At 38.3% G+C, this 15,763-nt stretch carries 19 protein-coding genes; 5 read left to right on the plus strand and 14 right to left on the minus strand.

The features are described 5' to 3' along the window. Positions 1 to 280: 280 nt before the first annotated feature. The 3 genes from ACWIWK_RS02300 to ACWIWK_RS02310 all read right to left on the minus strand — a co-directional run bounded on the left by ACWIWK_RS02300 (position 281) and on the right by ACWIWK_RS02310 (position 2,510). Complete coding sequence (locus ACWIWK_RS02300) at positions 281 to 784, minus strand: flavodoxin (RefSeq protein ID WP_454150463.1); 504 nt, start codon at positions 782 to 784, stop codon at positions 281 to 283. 181 nt (positions 785 to 965) lie between these two features. Then, positions 966 to 1,397, minus strand: coding sequence for a (R)-mandelonitrile lyase (locus ACWIWK_RS02305; protein ID WP_454152008.1), 432 nt, complete (start codon positions 1,395 to 1,397; stop codon positions 966 to 968). A gap of 87 nt (positions 1,398 to 1,484) precedes the next feature. Next, positions 1,485 to 2,510, minus strand: coding sequence for an aldo/keto reductase (locus ACWIWK_RS02310; RefSeq protein ID WP_454150465.1), 1,026 nt, complete (start codon positions 2,508 to 2,510; stop codon positions 1,485 to 1,487). A 575-nt stretch (positions 2,511 to 3,085) separates the two neighbouring features. Here ACWIWK_RS02310 and ACWIWK_RS02315 point away from each other — a divergent pair. From ACWIWK_RS02315 to ACWIWK_RS02325, 3 genes are all read left to right on the plus strand, one after another. Further along, positions 3,086 to 4,189, plus strand: a complete 1,104-nt coding sequence (locus ACWIWK_RS02315; RefSeq protein ID WP_454150467.1) for a ComEC/Rec2 family competence protein — start codon at positions 3,086 to 3,088, stop codon at positions 4,187 to 4,189. Continuing rightward, positions 4,182 to 4,742 (plus strand): hypothetical protein, encoded by a 561-nt coding sequence (locus ACWIWK_RS02320; protein ID WP_454150468.1) that lies wholly within the window; start codon positions 4,182 to 4,184, stop codon positions 4,740 to 4,742. Before ACWIWK_RS02315 ends, ACWIWK_RS02320 begins: the two co-directional genes overlap by 8 nt. A gap of 67 nt (positions 4,743 to 4,809) precedes the next feature. Then, positions 4,810 to 5,496, plus strand: a complete 687-nt coding sequence (locus tag ACWIWK_RS02325) for an MT-A70 family methyltransferase (protein WP_454150470.1) — start codon at positions 4,810 to 4,812, stop codon at positions 5,494 to 5,496. On the opposite strand, the gene ACWIWK_RS02330 is transcribed toward ACWIWK_RS02325, so the two are convergent. Next, positions 5,493 to 6,098, minus strand: coding sequence for a MunI family type II restriction endonuclease (locus tag ACWIWK_RS02330; RefSeq protein ID WP_454150472.1), 606 nt, complete (start codon positions 6,096 to 6,098; stop codon positions 5,493 to 5,495). The genes ACWIWK_RS02325 and ACWIWK_RS02330 overlap by 4 nt on opposite strands. After that, entirely contained in the window at positions 6,099 to 6,314 is a 216-nt protein-coding gene (locus ACWIWK_RS02335) for a helix-turn-helix domain-containing protein (RefSeq protein ID WP_454150474.1), read from the minus strand. It abuts the gene before it with no gap. Between the two features lie 73 nt (positions 6,315 to 6,387). Here ACWIWK_RS02335 and ACWIWK_RS02340 point away from each other — a divergent pair, with 73 nt between their 5' ends. After that, positions 6,388 to 6,513 (plus strand): hypothetical protein, encoded by a 126-nt coding sequence (locus tag ACWIWK_RS02340; protein ID WP_454150476.1) that lies wholly within the window; start codon positions 6,388 to 6,390, stop codon positions 6,511 to 6,513. 256 nt (positions 6,514 to 6,769) lie between these two features. Here the strand turns inward: ACWIWK_RS02340 and ACWIWK_RS02345 are convergent, their stop codons facing one another. The 7 genes from ACWIWK_RS02345 to ACWIWK_RS02375 form a co-directional block, all read right to left on the minus strand. Beyond that, positions 6,770 to 7,315, minus strand: a complete 546-nt coding sequence (locus ACWIWK_RS02345) for a ClbS/DfsB family four-helix bundle protein (protein ID WP_454150477.1) — start codon at positions 7,313 to 7,315, stop codon at positions 6,770 to 6,772. Positions 7,316 to 7,436: 121 nt separating this feature from the next. Continuing rightward, positions 7,437 to 7,865 (minus strand): ribonuclease HI, encoded by a 429-nt coding sequence (gene rnhA / locus ACWIWK_RS02350; protein WP_454150479.1) that lies wholly within the window; start codon positions 7,863 to 7,865, stop codon positions 7,437 to 7,439. Continuing rightward, on the minus strand, positions 7,840 to 8,946 hold the full coding sequence (locus tag ACWIWK_RS02355; protein WP_454150481.1) for a hypothetical protein: 1,107 nt from the start codon (positions 8,944 to 8,946) through the stop codon (positions 7,840 to 7,842). Before ACWIWK_RS02355 ends, rnhA begins: the two co-directional genes overlap by 26 nt. Positions 8,947 to 8,989: 43 nt before the next feature. Continuing rightward, positions 8,990 to 9,823 (minus strand): peptidylprolyl isomerase, encoded by an 834-nt coding sequence (locus tag ACWIWK_RS02360; protein ID WP_454150483.1) that lies wholly within the window; start codon positions 9,821 to 9,823, stop codon positions 8,990 to 8,992. Positions 9,824 to 9,848: 25 nt separating this feature from the next. After that, complete coding sequence (locus ACWIWK_RS02365; RefSeq protein ID WP_454150485.1) at positions 9,849 to 10,544, minus strand: CheB methylesterase domain-containing protein; 696 nt, start codon at positions 10,542 to 10,544, stop codon at positions 9,849 to 9,851. Between the two features lie 9 nt (positions 10,545 to 10,553). Continuing rightward, positions 10,554 to 11,393 carry a CheR family methyltransferase gene (locus ACWIWK_RS02370; protein WP_454150487.1) on the minus strand — a complete coding sequence of 280 codons (840 nt, stop codon included), beginning with the start codon at positions 11,391 to 11,393 and terminating at the stop codon, positions 10,554 to 10,556. A 55-nt stretch (positions 11,394 to 11,448) separates the two neighbouring features. After that, complete coding sequence (locus tag ACWIWK_RS02375) at positions 11,449 to 12,882, minus strand: Do family serine endopeptidase (protein WP_454150489.1); 1,434 nt, start codon at positions 12,880 to 12,882, stop codon at positions 11,449 to 11,451. Positions 12,883 to 13,122: 240 nt separating this feature from the next. Here ACWIWK_RS02375 and ACWIWK_RS02380 point away from each other — a divergent pair, with 240 nt between their 5' ends. After that, positions 13,123 to 13,950: a hypothetical protein gene (locus tag ACWIWK_RS02380; protein WP_454150491.1), complete on the plus strand. Its 828-nt coding sequence runs from the start codon at positions 13,123 to 13,125 to the stop codon at positions 13,948 to 13,950. A gap of 2 nt (positions 13,951 to 13,952) precedes the next feature. On the opposite strand, the gene ACWIWK_RS02385 is transcribed toward ACWIWK_RS02380, so the two are convergent. Beyond that, positions 13,953 to 14,507: a hypothetical protein gene (locus tag ACWIWK_RS02385; protein ID WP_454150493.1), complete on the minus strand. Its 555-nt coding sequence runs from the start codon at positions 14,505 to 14,507 to the stop codon at positions 13,953 to 13,955. A 70-nt stretch (positions 14,508 to 14,577) separates the two neighbouring features. After that, entirely contained in the window at positions 14,578 to 15,711 is a 1,134-nt protein-coding gene (gene tgt / locus ACWIWK_RS02390) for a tRNA guanosine(34) transglycosylase Tgt (RefSeq protein WP_454150494.1), read from the minus strand. Positions 15,712 to 15,763 lie beyond the last annotated feature (52 nt).

Here is a 15,763-nt window from a genome sequence, read left to right on the forward strand (position 1 = left end):
TTGTGCGAGATTTTGCAAATGCCTAAATTGTTATCTCTAATTTTTACTACTAAACTTCTTAGCTGTTTGCTCATTCCTAATATGACAAATCTATCCTCGCTACTTGGGTGATTTTTATCATAAATCACTCTCGCACACTCATCGCCAACACACTCTTTACTTATTCAAAATCTATGTCGTGCTTAGCGAGATTACTTTGTGATTTTGCGCTGTCCCATTCAAAATTTATCATAATGATATTGTATATTAAATGTTACAAATTTCACTACACAATTTATTTTTAATCCTGCATAATTCCCGTGCTATTTAGCCATTTGCGGATAGTGGATTTGTTTGCCCCGAAGTTAAATTTCGCTCCCTCTAGGACTTTGGCATTTGGCACGAGCTTTTGTATCTCGCGTGGCGCAGAGCCTAGCTCACTCCCACCGCTCGTGCAAAATGGCAATATAATCTTGCCACCAAAATCGCTTGATTCTAAAAAGCTAAACACCACAGGTGGCGCGCTATACCACCAAATAGGAAATCCTATAATGACAACTTCAAAACGCGCTATGTCGATATTGCCCGCAAGAGGAGGGCGCGAGCGTTTGTCCTTGCACTCAATCGTGCTTCTACTTTGCTCATTTGTCCAATCCAAATCCGCGCTTGTGTAAGGCGTTGTGGGCGTGATTTCATACATTTCACAAGATTCTACGCCCTGCATTTCCCCCGCTACCTTTGTGATTGTCTGTGCGACTTCTTTGGTAATCCCACTCGCGCTAAAATACGCCACTAAAATATTCATACTTACTCCTTTAAATTTTAAAATTTCAATGTATTTTTGTCATACTTGAGATTTTTTGCAAAATCGAAGTATCTCAAATCATAGATTCTAGAATCTAGAGATTTTTGGGCTTAAAAGCCTTAAAAATCACAAGGTAGAGATATTTTGGTTTTATCCCTCAATATGACAAAAACTCCAAAATTTACTTTGCCTTTTTTAGCGCGGATTTGTATTCCTCATCGCTTAGTTTTTCTAGCCATACGACATTTTGCCCATTTTTCACACCTGTGATGGCGATATGCGCGCCATTTTGCTTGTCAGTCGCGCCGTGCCAATGCTTCACATTTGGCGGACAAAGGATTGTATCGCCCTTATGTGCGATTTGCACTTCGCCATTTTCGCTACCTGTGATGATTGTGCCTTGTGTAACGATGAGTGTTTGTCCAGCGGGGTGGGTATGCCACGCAGTGCGCGCACCCTTGCTAAACTCTACCAATCCCCCGCCAAACGCCCGATAAGGCGCGTCTTTAAAAAGCGTTGTTATTTTGACTTTGCCGCTAAATATCTTATCATTGCCTTCAAATCCGCCCAAACTCCCCGCTTTGAGTAATTCTTGCTCTGCTGCATTTACCATACTCAAACCTCCTAAAATCACGCATAGCGCGATAAATTTGATAGATTTTGCTCCATTTGTCATTGTTGCCTCCTTTGCTACAAATCGCTATTTCGCCTTATAATTTGCCAGCCATTTTACGCGCTCAGGGTCTCTGTGGTCGATAAATTGCGTCTTGCCCGTGTCTAATTTAGCGATTTTTGTTTTGTCTTCTTGCGTGAGTTTGAAATCAAACACGGCGAAATTCTCTTTCATTCGCTCAAGTCGCGTAGTTTTAGGAATCACCGCGATATTGCGCTCGATTAGCCAGCGCAAGATGACTTGTGCGGGGGTTTTGTCGTATTTTTCCCCGATAGATTGAAGCACTTTGTTGCTAAACATTTCACCTTTGCCCTCTGCGAAACTCGCCCAGCTCTGCACCGCAACACCTAAATCATTGTTGATTTTTTGCTCATCAACTTTTTGAAAAAGCGGGTGCAATTCGATTTGATTTATCGCAGGTTTTATGTCATTAAACATACAAAAATCCGTGATTGTATCGGGGTAAAAATTACTCACGCCAATCGCGCGAATTTTGCACTCTTTGTGTAGCTTGCTCATCGCCCGCCACGCGCCGTAAGTGTCATTATAAGGCTGATGAATAATGTATAAATCAACATAATCCACGCCTAACTTTTTGCAACTTAAATCAAACGCCTTTAGCGCGTCCTTTTGGTTTGTGTGGCTTATCCATAGTTTTGTTTCGATAAAGAGTTCATCACGCTTTATTCCGCCATTTAGCGCGGTTTTTATCGCCGCGCCTATGCCCTCCTCGTTTGCATACGCCTGTGCGGTATCAATCAAACGATAGCCCACGCTAATCGCGTCTTCAACGCATCGTTGCACTGCATTATTTGGAATCTGATAAGTCCCATAGCCCAAAATTGGCATTTTCACGCCGTTATTAAGTTTGATAGTTTGCATACTTGCTCCTTTTTGATTTGGTTTTGCTTTGTTTTGATTTTGGTTTGTCGCACCTTTATTTGAATGCGCCATTACGGGCGCAACGCCTGAAGTCATAGCCATACTCGCTAGGGCGATTTTGCCCGAAGTTTTGAGAAACTCTCGCCGTTTAGAATCGCTTGTGTTTTGCATACTTGCCCCTTTATAATGTCTTTGTTTTTAAAATTTAAAAGCTAAATTTGTCGCAATTATAAACCCTGATAGCAACTCTAAGTCAAGGGGAAAAACGCAAATTTTTCAACGATTTTGTAAAAAAGTCTAAAAAAGTGCAAGAAAGCGCGTAAAAATCTACAACATTTCTATGCTACAATCATTTGCATTTATCACATTTTTTCTTGCGCTAGATTTTGTGGATTTTGTGTTTAATTTTTGGTTGCTACTAGCAAAATTGGTTTTGATTTGACTGCTTAAGCAAACTTAATTTTGCGTTGTTCGGGCTTATATTTGTGCGAGTAAAATTTGGCAATCTAAAGTCATTTTTGATTGCTTCATTTGAGTTTTAGTCTATCGTTTATCATTTTAAAGTAAGGTTTATATAGCTCACAGCTTAGCCATTTGCGTTTAAGATTTTCGCATAGAATTATTTTTTGCTCTTATCAAATAGCACAAATACATTGACAACTAGGCACACCAAAGTCGGTGCAAGAAAATTTTTATGGAAAATTTGATATAATTGCGTTATATTTTTTATTTTGTGAGGATAGACAATGAGTGGCTTTGGCTACGAAATAGATTTTTTGCCTGTTGGAAACGGAAATAAAAGCGGAGATGCAATAGCTATTCGCTATAGCACACAAAGCGATTATAAGGTTATGGTTGTCGATGGTGGCACAAAAGAATCAGGGCAAAAATTAGTAGAACATATAAGAGAGTATTATGGCACTCGTGTGGATTATGTGGTCAATACACATCCCGACCAAGACCACGCATCAGGACTCACCGAAGTTTTGGAAAATTTAGAGGTTGGAGAATTATGGATTCATAGACCTTGGGTTTATGCAAAAGATATTATAAATTATATTTATAATAATCCTAACTTGTGGATAGATGGCAGAGTTACAGCAAAAAGTTTTGAAGAAAGGCTTAGTGGAGATTATTATAAATACGCAAAAGAATTGGAACTTATAGCAAAAGAAAAAGGAATTAAAATAAATGAACCTTATGAGAGTAGCAAAATTGGAGAATTTATTGTTTTGTCCCCTAATATAGAGTGGCATTTACTTGATTTAATACCAAATTCAGATAAAACAAAAGAAATACAATCTACGGAAGATTCTAAACCTAACTTTTTAACATTAGGTTTAGAAAAACTTTTTAGTATAAGTGAAACTTTAGGAATTGAAACATTAAGAAATAGTGGTGAAACAAGCAGAGAAAATGAAAGTAGTGTAATTTTGTATGCAAATTTTAATAACAAAGGTGTTTTATTAACGGGCGATGCTGGAAATGAGGCTCTGCAAAATGCTTATGATTTTGCTACAAGTATAGGCATAAACATATCTCAAAATTTGCAATTTATTCAAATTCCACATCACGGAAGTAGGCGAAATGTTAGTCCAAAAATTTTAAATCAAATTATAGGTGCAATAGGAAAAAAGGAAAAAGAATCCGTAACAGCTTTTGTTTCAGCTGGAAAAAATGATACAAACCACCCAAGACGGGTTATTACCAACGCTTTTATTCGCAGAGGTTGCAAGGTAATAGAAACAAAAGGTAGCACAATTCATCATCATCGCAATATGCCTGAAAGAGAAGGTTGGACTACTGCAACGCCAACACCATTTTATGACAAGGTAGAGTCCTATGACTGACCTAAAACAGCTTTTAGATTCTTATAATCTTTGTGCGAGATTCGCACCGGGATTTTTATTTATAACAGCTGTGTATTTTTTGCTTGAGTATGATGTTGAAATTTTGCAAAGCAATAGCATTGTATTTATTATTTTATTGTTTATCTTATCTGGCGTTTGTGGTTTTTCGTCCGCTGCTATTATTAAAATTATAGAGAAATTATTATGGAAAATTAAAAATCCAACTATTTTATATTTAAGTCTATTTGAAAAAGATATTTACAAAACTTTATTCAAAAAGCATAACAATGACAATAATATAATAACTTACCTTTTAGAAATTACACGAGGCGATAATAAACTTTTTTGGAAAAATGTTTCTTATGGATTTTTTAGAAATTCTATTCTTTTATCTTTGGTGTGCTTATATTTTTCACATTCTACTTCATATTTTAATTTAAATTTGTGCGTTTGTGCTGCTATCGTAGTGATGATTTTTATCTGTTCTTTTTATTATACTGAACAAATGATTAAAAGCTACCAAGAAAAGACTTACAAAGAGAGAAAGAAATAATGCTAACTAAATTAAAAAGTCACTTAGCAAGCGCATTAAACACATCAATATGCTAGGAGTTTAGGTTATGGTTAGCTTATTTGATAATTCTACAAATACAACACAAGAGCAACCAAAAACAGGCTATTCTGTCTATAAACTTACAGCACAGCAAAAAAGCAAAAAAAATATGCTTAATGATTTATTTCCGCCATTGCCAAGTAAAAAATATGACATTATCTATGCTGACCCACCGTGGCATTACAATGGAAAATTGCAGTTTGATAAAAGCAGCAAGGACAAAGAAAATATAGATTTTAGTAAAAATATTTTTATAAGCTCAGCTTCTTTTCAATACCCCACGCTAAAAATTGAGGAACTAAAAAAGCTACATTTGTCCCAAATTGCAAAAGATGATTGTTTGTTGTTTATGTGGTCATCTAGTCCGCATTTGGAGCAGGCTATTTCTTTGGGACGACATTGGGGATTTGAGTATAAAACTGTGGCTTTTGTATGGGATAAGATGAAACATAATCCCGGGCAATACACGCTTTCTTATTGTGAATTGTGTTTGGTGTTTAAAAAAGGTAGAATCCCAAAACCTAGAGGTGCGAGAAATATCAAACAATTAGTTAGGGTTGAGCGCACACTACATAGTCAAAAGCCAATAGAAGTGCTACAAAATATAGAAAAAATGTTTCCAACACAAGACAAAATTGAGCTATTTGCAAGAAAGAAGCAGACAGGCTGGGAATCTTGGGGATTAGAATCTTAAATAAAAAACTTTTGAAAATAATCTGTAAAATGTTTTGTTATCAAATCATTAGAATCTTCATTGCTCCATAAAGAAAAGTGTCCCTCAAATCCCTTAAACCAACAAAAGATTTCTCTTGTCCTTTTTGGGTCTCTAGCAATATCTCCTTGAAACACAATCCAAAATGGCAATGGACTATTTGTCAAACCGCCTGCATTTCTCATTATTTCTAATAATCCCGGTGTAAATAATTTACACGCCCTTTCGTGTGCATTACCCCTACCTGCACTCATATCTTTCCCCTCAACCCAACCATCTTGCCTTTTGACTTCGATATATAGTATCTTGCCATTGCTTGTATTTATTATGGCATAGTCAGGTGAGATTCCGTGCTTTCCATATCCGTTTGGTGGATTATAAATTTTAGATGAGATATTGTGTGGCAGTGTAATATTTTTGTAAATGTTATTTAATTCTTTTGGTTTTGCTATGATTTGAAAGTCTTGTAAAGAGGTTTTAAAAAATTCGCTAAACACTGCAAAAAATCGATTTTCCGCCGTGATAGCTTTTTCTCCGCTGATATTTTGCCAATTTTCCCTGCCTTGCAATTCCTTTTTACCCATTTAATTATCCCCTAACAGCACTTCAATTTTCACACCCAACGCATTAGCGATTTTTTCTAAACTCACAAGTGTGAGATTTTTTTCTGCCCGCTCAACCATACCTATGTATGTCCTATGCACACAGGCTTTGTCTGCCAACTGCTCTTGGGATAAGCCCTTGCTTTGCCGTATATTGCGTATGTTGTTGCCAACTTTTATGTTAATTGCGTGTTTCATACATAGAATGCTACTAAAAAACATACTATAATTCTACATACTAAAGTTAGCATACAATACGAGAAGCACTCGTGTGGAGTTTTTACGCGCACAAAATGGGCGTGTGGATTTTATAGAGCTCGATTATCCGCGATTTAAAAGCCACAAAAACAACACCCAAAAATCCATTAAAGAATTTGTGTGGATTTTGCAACGATAAAATGATATGACAACTAAGGCAAAAAAACGCGTGCGGGAGAATGCGGGAGAAAGAATTTGCTTGCTTTAAATTTTAAAATTTCAATGCTGTTTGTCATTGTGAGAATTTGCGACCTGAAAAAAGTTGCAAAATCGTGGCAATCTCAAACCAAAAATAACAAAACACAAGCACGACTCTAAGTCAAGGGGGAAAACGCAAATTTTTCAAACAAATGATAAAAATTGCGAAAAATGTAAAAATCTAACTTTTAGCGTTATTAGGTTTTGTCTTTTAAGCCCATTTTTAGTTGCTTTATCGCCCACGCATAGTGGCTAGAAGTGCTTGAAATCATATATGAGGCGAGCGCATTTGTCCCTGTGAAGCCAAAATGCCCCTTGCCAAATAGCTCATCGTTGCTAAATTGCTCGGCAAGGTTTATAATCCTGCTATGACTTGATTGTAGAGAGTCTAGCGCGTCTTGCAAACTCGTGCTTTGGTGCTTTTGCCAAATCTCTACATTGAGCTGTGGGTAAGTGCGCCAATTATACGGGGGAGGCAAAAATGGCGCAATCTCTGGCTTTTGTGTGAATCTTTCGCCCTCGCGCTCCACATTATTGATGATAAAATCCTCTAGCATTGTATGCCATTCATAGAGGTGGATAAGCACATCGCGGGCATTTTTATCGCGTGCATTATCACGCAGTGGGCGGGCAAAATCCCTCTCCAACACATCGTTAGACGCGCTTTGGATAAGCCCCAAAAGCTTGGCAAACTCATCACGCATCGCTGATAATAGCTCATCTTTATTGCGCGGGCGGGGCATATTTGTTTCCTTGTTGTTAGATTTAAGCTAGATAAAAGGGCTAGATTCTTGCATTTTGTGCGAATCTAGCGCAAAATCACAGACATTGTATCATAAAAGACCATAGATGACAATCGCAAATCTACTCATCTTGTTGGGCTTTTAGGGCTTGGGCTTTGGCGATAGCATCACATTGCTCATTAAGTGGCACTCCCGCGTGTCCTTGCACCCAATGCGCGATAATGGTATGGGGCTTTGCGACTTGTAGGTATTTTTGCCATAGTTCGGGGTTTTTTACTTTTTTGAAGTGTTTTGCTTCCCAATTTCTAAGCCAAGTGTTAATCCCCTCTACGACATATTTTGAGTCGCTGTATAAATGCACTTCACAAGGCTCTTTTAATGCACTGAGAGATGCAATGACAGCTTGGAGCTCCATTTGGTTGTTTGTGGCGAGCTTTGCATTGCCTTGCACGATTTTTTGAACGCCATTAAACTCTAAGATTCCACACCAGCCTCCAGCACCCGGATTGCCAAGTGATGAGCCATCACAATACAGGGTTATGCGTTTCATTGTCGCACTCGGTGAGTTTGCTTATGACTTCAAGGCTTGCGATGGCGTTACAATTTGGACAGCGCGCGTTATAAAATGGCAAGATATGGTTGCATTCATTACAACGATATTCAAAGCGCAAGTCAGCCTTGTGTTTTGAATATTTTTGTAAGAGTGCGTAGGTTTCTAAATGAAATTGTTGTGTATTTGAGAGTTGGCTTGTATGTGTGAGATTGTCTTTTGTGGGCTGTTTAAGCCAGCCTTTTGCTTGATAGATTGCTTGAATGTGTGGATTTTTTATGTGTTCAAAAGGCACGCTTTTTTTTTCACTTTTCCAAAAAATATCAAAAAGATTCTTTATATGGGTTGCTTTCATTGCTTCTTGCCAGAAAACCCCCATACTTAAATCTCTGCATAATTCCAATATAACGCGCTCAAGTTTAGGAAAAGTATTTTTTATTTGCACGAGATTTTTGCACTTTTCACTAATGCTTTGTGTGCCCTCATAAATCACCAAGCATTGCAGATATGCGCGGGTAAGCGCGATATAATCCATATATTGTGTGGTGTTTGGTTGCTTGCCTTGCTCGCTTTGCCCATAGACTTCTTCTAGTGTATCTAGCGCGTGGAGCGCGTTTTGATGTTCGCCCAAGTGTTCATACACTTTAAGCAAACAATCAAGAGATTCTGTGTTGCGTGGATAGATTGAGAGAATCTCTAAAAACACTTCTTTTGCTCGTTGCAAAAATCCAGCACTCATATACGCGTTGCCTAACTCATAGAGAATCTGCACCTTTTGCTCTGAATGCGCGGTGTGTTCAAGCATACTCACATAGATTTTTATCGCTTCTTTGATATGTCCGCTTTTAGTATAGCTTCTGGCGATGAATTCTAAAGTTGGAATGGGGTTGTTGCTTAAGGTTAAAAATTCCTCCACACCATCTTGTAGTCCTAAAAATTCATAGGATTTTTTGAGATTGTCAATACAATCTAGCCGTTTTTTTTCGCGCCATTTGTTACGAATGAGGTCAATGCCAACGGCGCAAGCAATGATTCCAAGCAATAAGATGACACCAAAAATCGGGTCTTTATACCATTGCATAGAGCCTCCATTTGTTATGCAAGAGATAGTCTTTTACGATTCGCTATTCTCGTAAATATACGATTTTTGCGCTTGAGCGCACCTTTGCAAAGTGCTCTTGGATAATGCCTTGCTCTCTTTGTGCCATTATGCGTTGATTGACTAGGGGCTTTGCCTCTTCAAAACTCATTAGTTTGTGCCCCTTTTTTTCTATAATAAAAAAACTCACCAAAATATTATTTCCAGCATTGAGCACAGGAGTGAATTGACCCTTTGGTGTGGAGGTGAATATTTGGGCTATTTGGTTGTTGAGTGAAGCGATGGAAATCTCCTCCTCTTGCTTTTCCACACCGCTAAAGTTTTTTTTGCGTTCTTTTATTGCTCTTTGAAGCAGGGCATCATCATTGCTACTATAACGCATTACTTTTACGCTAGATGGCACTTCAAATTGGCTTTTATGCTTGTTATAGTAGGCAAAAAGCTCGTTTTCATCGGTGATATTGACATTGCTCGCGAGGATTTTTTGCATTAGTTCGCGTGTTTGGAGTTCTTTTTTGAGTTCAGCGCGATAGTCTTGGTAACCTATGCCATCTTTAGCGAGCTTAGAGATAAGCGCGCTTTTGGTAATGCCACTTGATGTGGCAATCCTAGTGATTTCATCATCAATTTTAAACTCATCAATGGTGATTTTAAATCGCGCAATTTCATCATCTTTTAGTCGTTCGTTGATAAGCAAATCAATGGCTTCTTTTTTGCCAATTTTTAGTTCTTGTTGGAGCTTTTTAATCTCATTTATTGTGATTGCATTCCCATTAACTCTAATCGCTACACCTGCTATCACGCTCGCATTACAAAGATTAAACACCCCAAAAAGCAACACCACATTAAAAAACTTCATTAGATTCTCCTTATAATTTAGGCAATTAAATGTCATAAGTTCCTGAATCATCGTCATCTTTATGCACATAATCTTTAAAGGCGATGATTTTTTCAATGATTTTATTTAAATCAAGCACAAGCCTTGCTGCACCAATTTCTATGGCTTTTTTAGGCATTCCAAAAACCACACAGCTTTCTTTGCTTTGTGCGATAGTGAGCGCACCATTATCAAACATTTCTTTTAGCCCAATGCTCCCATCATCGCCCATTCCCGTGAGAATCACACCAAGCGCATTCCTCCCTGCTGTGTTATTTGTGCTACGAAATAAAATATCTACGCTTGGTTTATGGCGTGAGATTCTAGGACCTTCTAGGGGTTTTGCTGTGTAGTGCCCACCTTCATAGCCAAGAGATATATGCGCATCACCACCAGCGAGATACGCACAAGATTCTTTCAGTTTTATTTTTTGGGTTACTTCACTTACCTCAAGGGCGGAGTTTGCATTCAATCGTTTGGCAAATGAAGTGCCAAAAGTGCCCGGAATGTGCTGGACGATAACAATCGGTGGCAAGCCCGTAGGGAGCGCACTAAAAATACTGCTTAATGTCTCCACACCGCCTGTGCTCGCACCAATGGCAATAAGTTTAGGACGCAACAAATCCTTACACGGCTTGCTAGGCATAAGCACATCGGGGTGGAGCTTTTGGCTTGGGTTTTGTATTTCGCTCTCTGGTATCATTGCCTGTCCTTAAGCATTACGCTTAATAAAGATTTTATGCCCAAGTCGTTCGGTGGTGTTGGCGATATGGTAGAGCGATTCTGAGTGTCCGAGATAAAAAGTCCCATCAGGTCTTAATAAATCAAACAATCGTTCTAAGATAGCAATTTGGTCATCTTTTTTGAAATAAATCAACACATTGCGACAAAAGACAATATCAAATTCTTCACTTTTAAATGGATATTTGGAATTAAAGAGATTGAGTGTTTTAAAAGTTATGATTTTTTTAAGGTTATTTTTTGCTTTCATTACGCGTTCTTTTGGGCTTATATCATCAATGTCAAAATACTCTTCTAACACAGAATCTACCCATTTAGGATATTTTTCTAATTGAGGATTGACTTCATATACCCCCTTTTTTGCAAGCTCTAGCATTTGGGTATCAATATCTGTGGCGACAATCTCAATATCAGCCGAAGAATTATACACTTGCTTAGCGTAAAGTGCAGTGAGTGCAATGGTATAAGGCTCTTGTCCGCTCGAAGAAGCACAACAATAGATTTTGATTTTTGGCTGATTGCGAAAAAGCTCTGGCAATGCGCGGTCTAACATATCATCAAAATGAAAACTTTCTCTAAAAAAGTCCGTTTTGTTGGTGGTAAAAACATTGACAAAGCATTCTTTAACGCTTTCATCTTTATCTACTTTTTGGAGCAACTCTCCAATATTATCGTGCGCCACTTCTTTGGCAAGTTTGTAGATTCTGTTTTTCATCATTGAAGCTTTAGAATCGTCAATGTGGATACCACAAATAGCGTAGATTTTGTCTTGCACGGCTTTTAATTCTTTGGGTGTAATGCTCTCAATCACTATTTCCCCTTATGTTATTTTAGTTTTGGTGAGATAGATTCTACAATAATTTTGCTTATTTAATGACAATAGTTTTTGTGCCACTCCTTGAATAGACCAAAATGCGCTTGTTTTTGTTTTTGTGCTTTGCTACGGCGGCACTAAAGTCGTTTAATCCTCTAATGGTGCTATCTTCAATTTGTGAGATAATGTCTCCCACTTCAAATCCAGCTTTTTGTGCTGGAGAATCTCGTTTGATTTCTACCACAATCACTCCTTGTGTATCATTTGGGATTTGATAGCGTCTGCGCACATTTTGTGTGAGTTCCCCCACACTTAACCCATCAATGCCAGAAAGCGTTAGGCTTTGATTGTTTGATGGGAGCGGTGTTTGGTTGCTTGCGCGTTTTTCTTCGGTGAGCTCGCTAAGTGTTACTTGCGCTGTGCGCTCCTGCTTTTCGCGAATATATTTTATGCTTACTTGCTGTTTTGGAGGGAGCATTCCTATGGTGTTTTTAAGTTCTTGGGCGGATTTAATTTTTTTCCCATTGACTTCGATGATTAAGTCCCATACGAGCATACCAGCCTTTGCTGCTGGGCTTTGAGGCTCTATGCTGATGACTAATGCACCATCTCTGCGCCCATAAGTGTTTTTTAAATCCTCCCCTACATCTTGGATTCCCACGCCTAAGTAACCTCTCGTAACAGAGCCTTTTTCGATAAGTTGCTTAGCGATTTTTTTCACCATTTCTGATGGAATGGCAAATCCTACGCCGTGATTCCCACCTGTGCGGGATAAAATGGCTGTGTTAATGCCAATAAGCGCACCCCGAGAATCCACCAGCGCACCGCCTGAATTTCCCGGATTGATTGAAGCGTCTGTTTGGATAAAGTTTTCATAGTCGTTAATGCCAATGCCACTTTTATTAAGCCCTGAGACTATCCCCTGTGTAACGGTCTCTCCCACGCCAAATGGATTCCCAATGGCAAAGACAATATCTCCCACCATTACTTTATCAGAATCTGCGAAGCTAATCACAGGCAAATTGGTTCTATTGAGTTTGATTACTGCTAAATCACTTCGGGAATCTGAGCCAATGACTTTAGCGGTGTATTCATTATTGCTCCCTGAAAAACTCACTAAAATTTTATCTGCACCTTCGATGACGTGGTGGTTGGTGATGATATAGCCATCTTTAGAGATAATCACGCCACTACCAAGAGAGCGGTCGATTCTATCGCGCGGAATCTGTCCATATATGTCTCCAAAAAACTGCTGAAAAAACGGGTCATCAAACATTGGGTGATTTGGCATTGCGTTAGAAACTTGCTTTTGAGTAGAGATATTCACCACAGCCTTAGTCGCATCACCTAAGGCAGACGCATAAGATTGAATGGTTTGTGATGAGGTTGCTGGATTACTGCGATTTTGCACAGCTGGGGCATCTTTAAACTCAAACGCATAAATGCCCCCAAAGACAAGTGTGCTTAGAAGAAGAATTTTTTTCATTGTGTTGCTCCTTTTTTATGGAAGTAGATTCTCAATAAATCATTGTTTGTGGTTATTACGAGAATATTTTAATGCCCTTTCTTAAACGAAAAGTAATACAAAATATGTGTTTTTATGGAAGCAAATGAGAAAAATTGTAAAAGTGGCACAAAAAATGTATGTGGATTTTGTATATCTTATGCGTAGAATCTGCTAAACTTAGCATTAAGAATAAGGAGATTCTACTACAAGGCGGTAAGTATGGAGACAAAACGCGTTAATTTTAGTTCTGTTCCCGGACTAAGTATTGAGATTCCAGCACACTTTAAGGGTATTTATGATGGCGATGGGGTAGTGAAATACTTCCCAATGAAGAAGTTTAATGCACTCATTGCTAAAAACTATCGCAGGAAAAATGCCGAATATGCTTTTATTGAGCTAAAAGACTGCATTCAAAAAGAAAATGTTTCATTTGCACGCAGTATGCGCGAGCATTGCGAGGCAAGCGATTTGTATATCGAACAAAACATTTTAAGCCAAGAAGAAGATAAGTATTCTTTTAATTTCCAATGCCTTATTGCTAAAAGTCAAGGAAGTGAGCACATCAAAAAATCTGGCTATTTTTTTGTAAGTCTGCGCGATAGCTTTAATTTGAAAATTTTTATGCAAAACCTCACACAAGATAAATTTTGCAGTTATGTGTATTCAAAAGATGGCAAAGAATTTGTAAAAATAGATACAAGCAATGGTGAAGTCATCGATAAATATGAGTTTCCCACACATTTTTTAGACACAAACATTTTAAGCGCATTGCGTGAAATAACCGCGTATCTTTATACCATTGATAGGACTTATGTCAAAATGACTTCTTTTGTTGATTTGTTTGTGCTTTATAAGCAAAATTGGGATTACAATGGCAAATTTATCGGCAAGCAAAACTCGCTAAAAGATGAAGAGCTTGGTGAAATTGAGCCATTGAAGTATAAAGAGAGGATTCCACGCATAGTTATCCCACAAGAGGCTAATGCGAATTGGGAAAATCGCGAAAAAGAGCTTTTAAAGATTAACTCCACGCTAAAATGGGCGTAGCTTTAATACGCATCAAGCATATCAATGTTTATGCGTTGATATGCTCTATTGCGATACTTTGCTACAATCTCCTTTATGACTTTACTTTTTTGCAAAGAGCCTTTGATGTAGTCGCCACCTTTTATTTCTTTATAAAACTTTGCTATTTCTATAAATTCATACAAAAACGCATTCATATCACTCTCAAATTCGACTATCTCATATTCTCGCACTAAGGCGGTTTTGCTCTTATTTTTTGGACTTTGAATGTATGCTCGTATTGGTCGCTTAATAACGCCCGGTATTCCTAGCTGATTTTCAAAGCATAATCTTTCATATATCTCTTCTTGGTAGGTCTCATTAGAGATTCTGCCCTTAGTTTTAAGTTTACAGAGCAATTCTATTTTAGAATCTAGCTCTTTTAGCCATACTCTACACGCATTATCATTGACTATCAAAAGGACTTTTGTTATATGTTCTGTAATGGTAAATTCTAAATCTTCCCATTTTTTTATAAAGTTCATTCGCCTTAGGGGAAGGGCTATAATGTTACACGGCAATTCATCTAAAATTCGCATTTGTTACTCCTTGTATCTTGTAATATTATATTTAATATAAACAAAATACCATTGCCCTTGTTTAAATATTTTACACATCATTAGAGTTGAGTTGAGCAAGTGTGTCTTTTTTAAACCGCGTGAAATCCCCATTGATGATTGCTTTACGGGCATTTCGCACTAAAGTAAGATAAAATCGTAGATTATGAATAGTGGCGAGGCGATGATAAGTGATTTCATTAGCACGGTAGAGGTGGTGTAGATACGCGCGTGAGTAATTCGCGCAAGTGTAGCATTGGCAGTATTCATCAAGTGGGGTGGCATCAAGTTTAAAGCGCGGACTTTTAATGTTAAGTTTGCCAAAAGTGGTGAAAATCGTGGCATTACGCGCATTTCTTGATGGCATTACACAATCAAACATATCCACCCCACGCTCGATTGCCTCTAAGATATTCTGCGGTGTCCCAACGCCCATAAGATAACGCGGTTTATCCTTTGGGATAAATTCTATGCAAGATTGTATGGTGTCATACATTTCTTGGGCACTTTCTCCTACGGCTAATCCACCTATGGCATATCCATCAAATTCGCTTAATGCACTTAACTCTTGGGCGCATATTTTACGGAGCTCAAAGTCCGTGCCACCCTGCACGATAGCAAAAATATGATTGCTTTTAGCTTTGCCCTGTGCTTTTTGTGCCAAATGATAGTGCAATGACTGCTCCGCCCAATCTAGCGTCCTTTTTATAGAATCTTGCAAGCGTGAGAGCGGTGCTGGTAACCCGACCAAGTCATCAAGCACCATCATAATATCGCTATTTATGGCGTATTGAATATCAAGCACTTTTTGTGGCGTGAAAATATGTTTGCTCCCATCAATGTGAGATTTAAACTCAACGGCGTTTTCTAAGACTTTGACATTATCATTAAGGCTAAATGCTTGGAATCCACCACTATCGCTTAAGTAATTTCCATTAAAGTTAGCAAAGTTGTGAATCCCACCGAGTGTGCTTAGATTCTCAATTCCACAGCGCAAGTAAAGATGATAAGTGTTTGCCAAAATGATTGGAGCATTTAAGTGGGTGGCAATGTCGTTGCTATCAAGAGCTTTTATACAGCCCTGTGTGCCCACAGGCATAAAAATGGGCGTTTGCACCTCTCCGTGTGAGAGGCGCATCGTGCCAGCGCGCGCGTGAGAATCTGTATAATCAACAAAAAAGTCCATCGTATTCCTTAAACAACAAAACAAAAAGCCATAAGTTTTAGGGCACTAAGAT

This window comes from Helicobacter sp. 23-1048, from assembly GCF_053654545.1.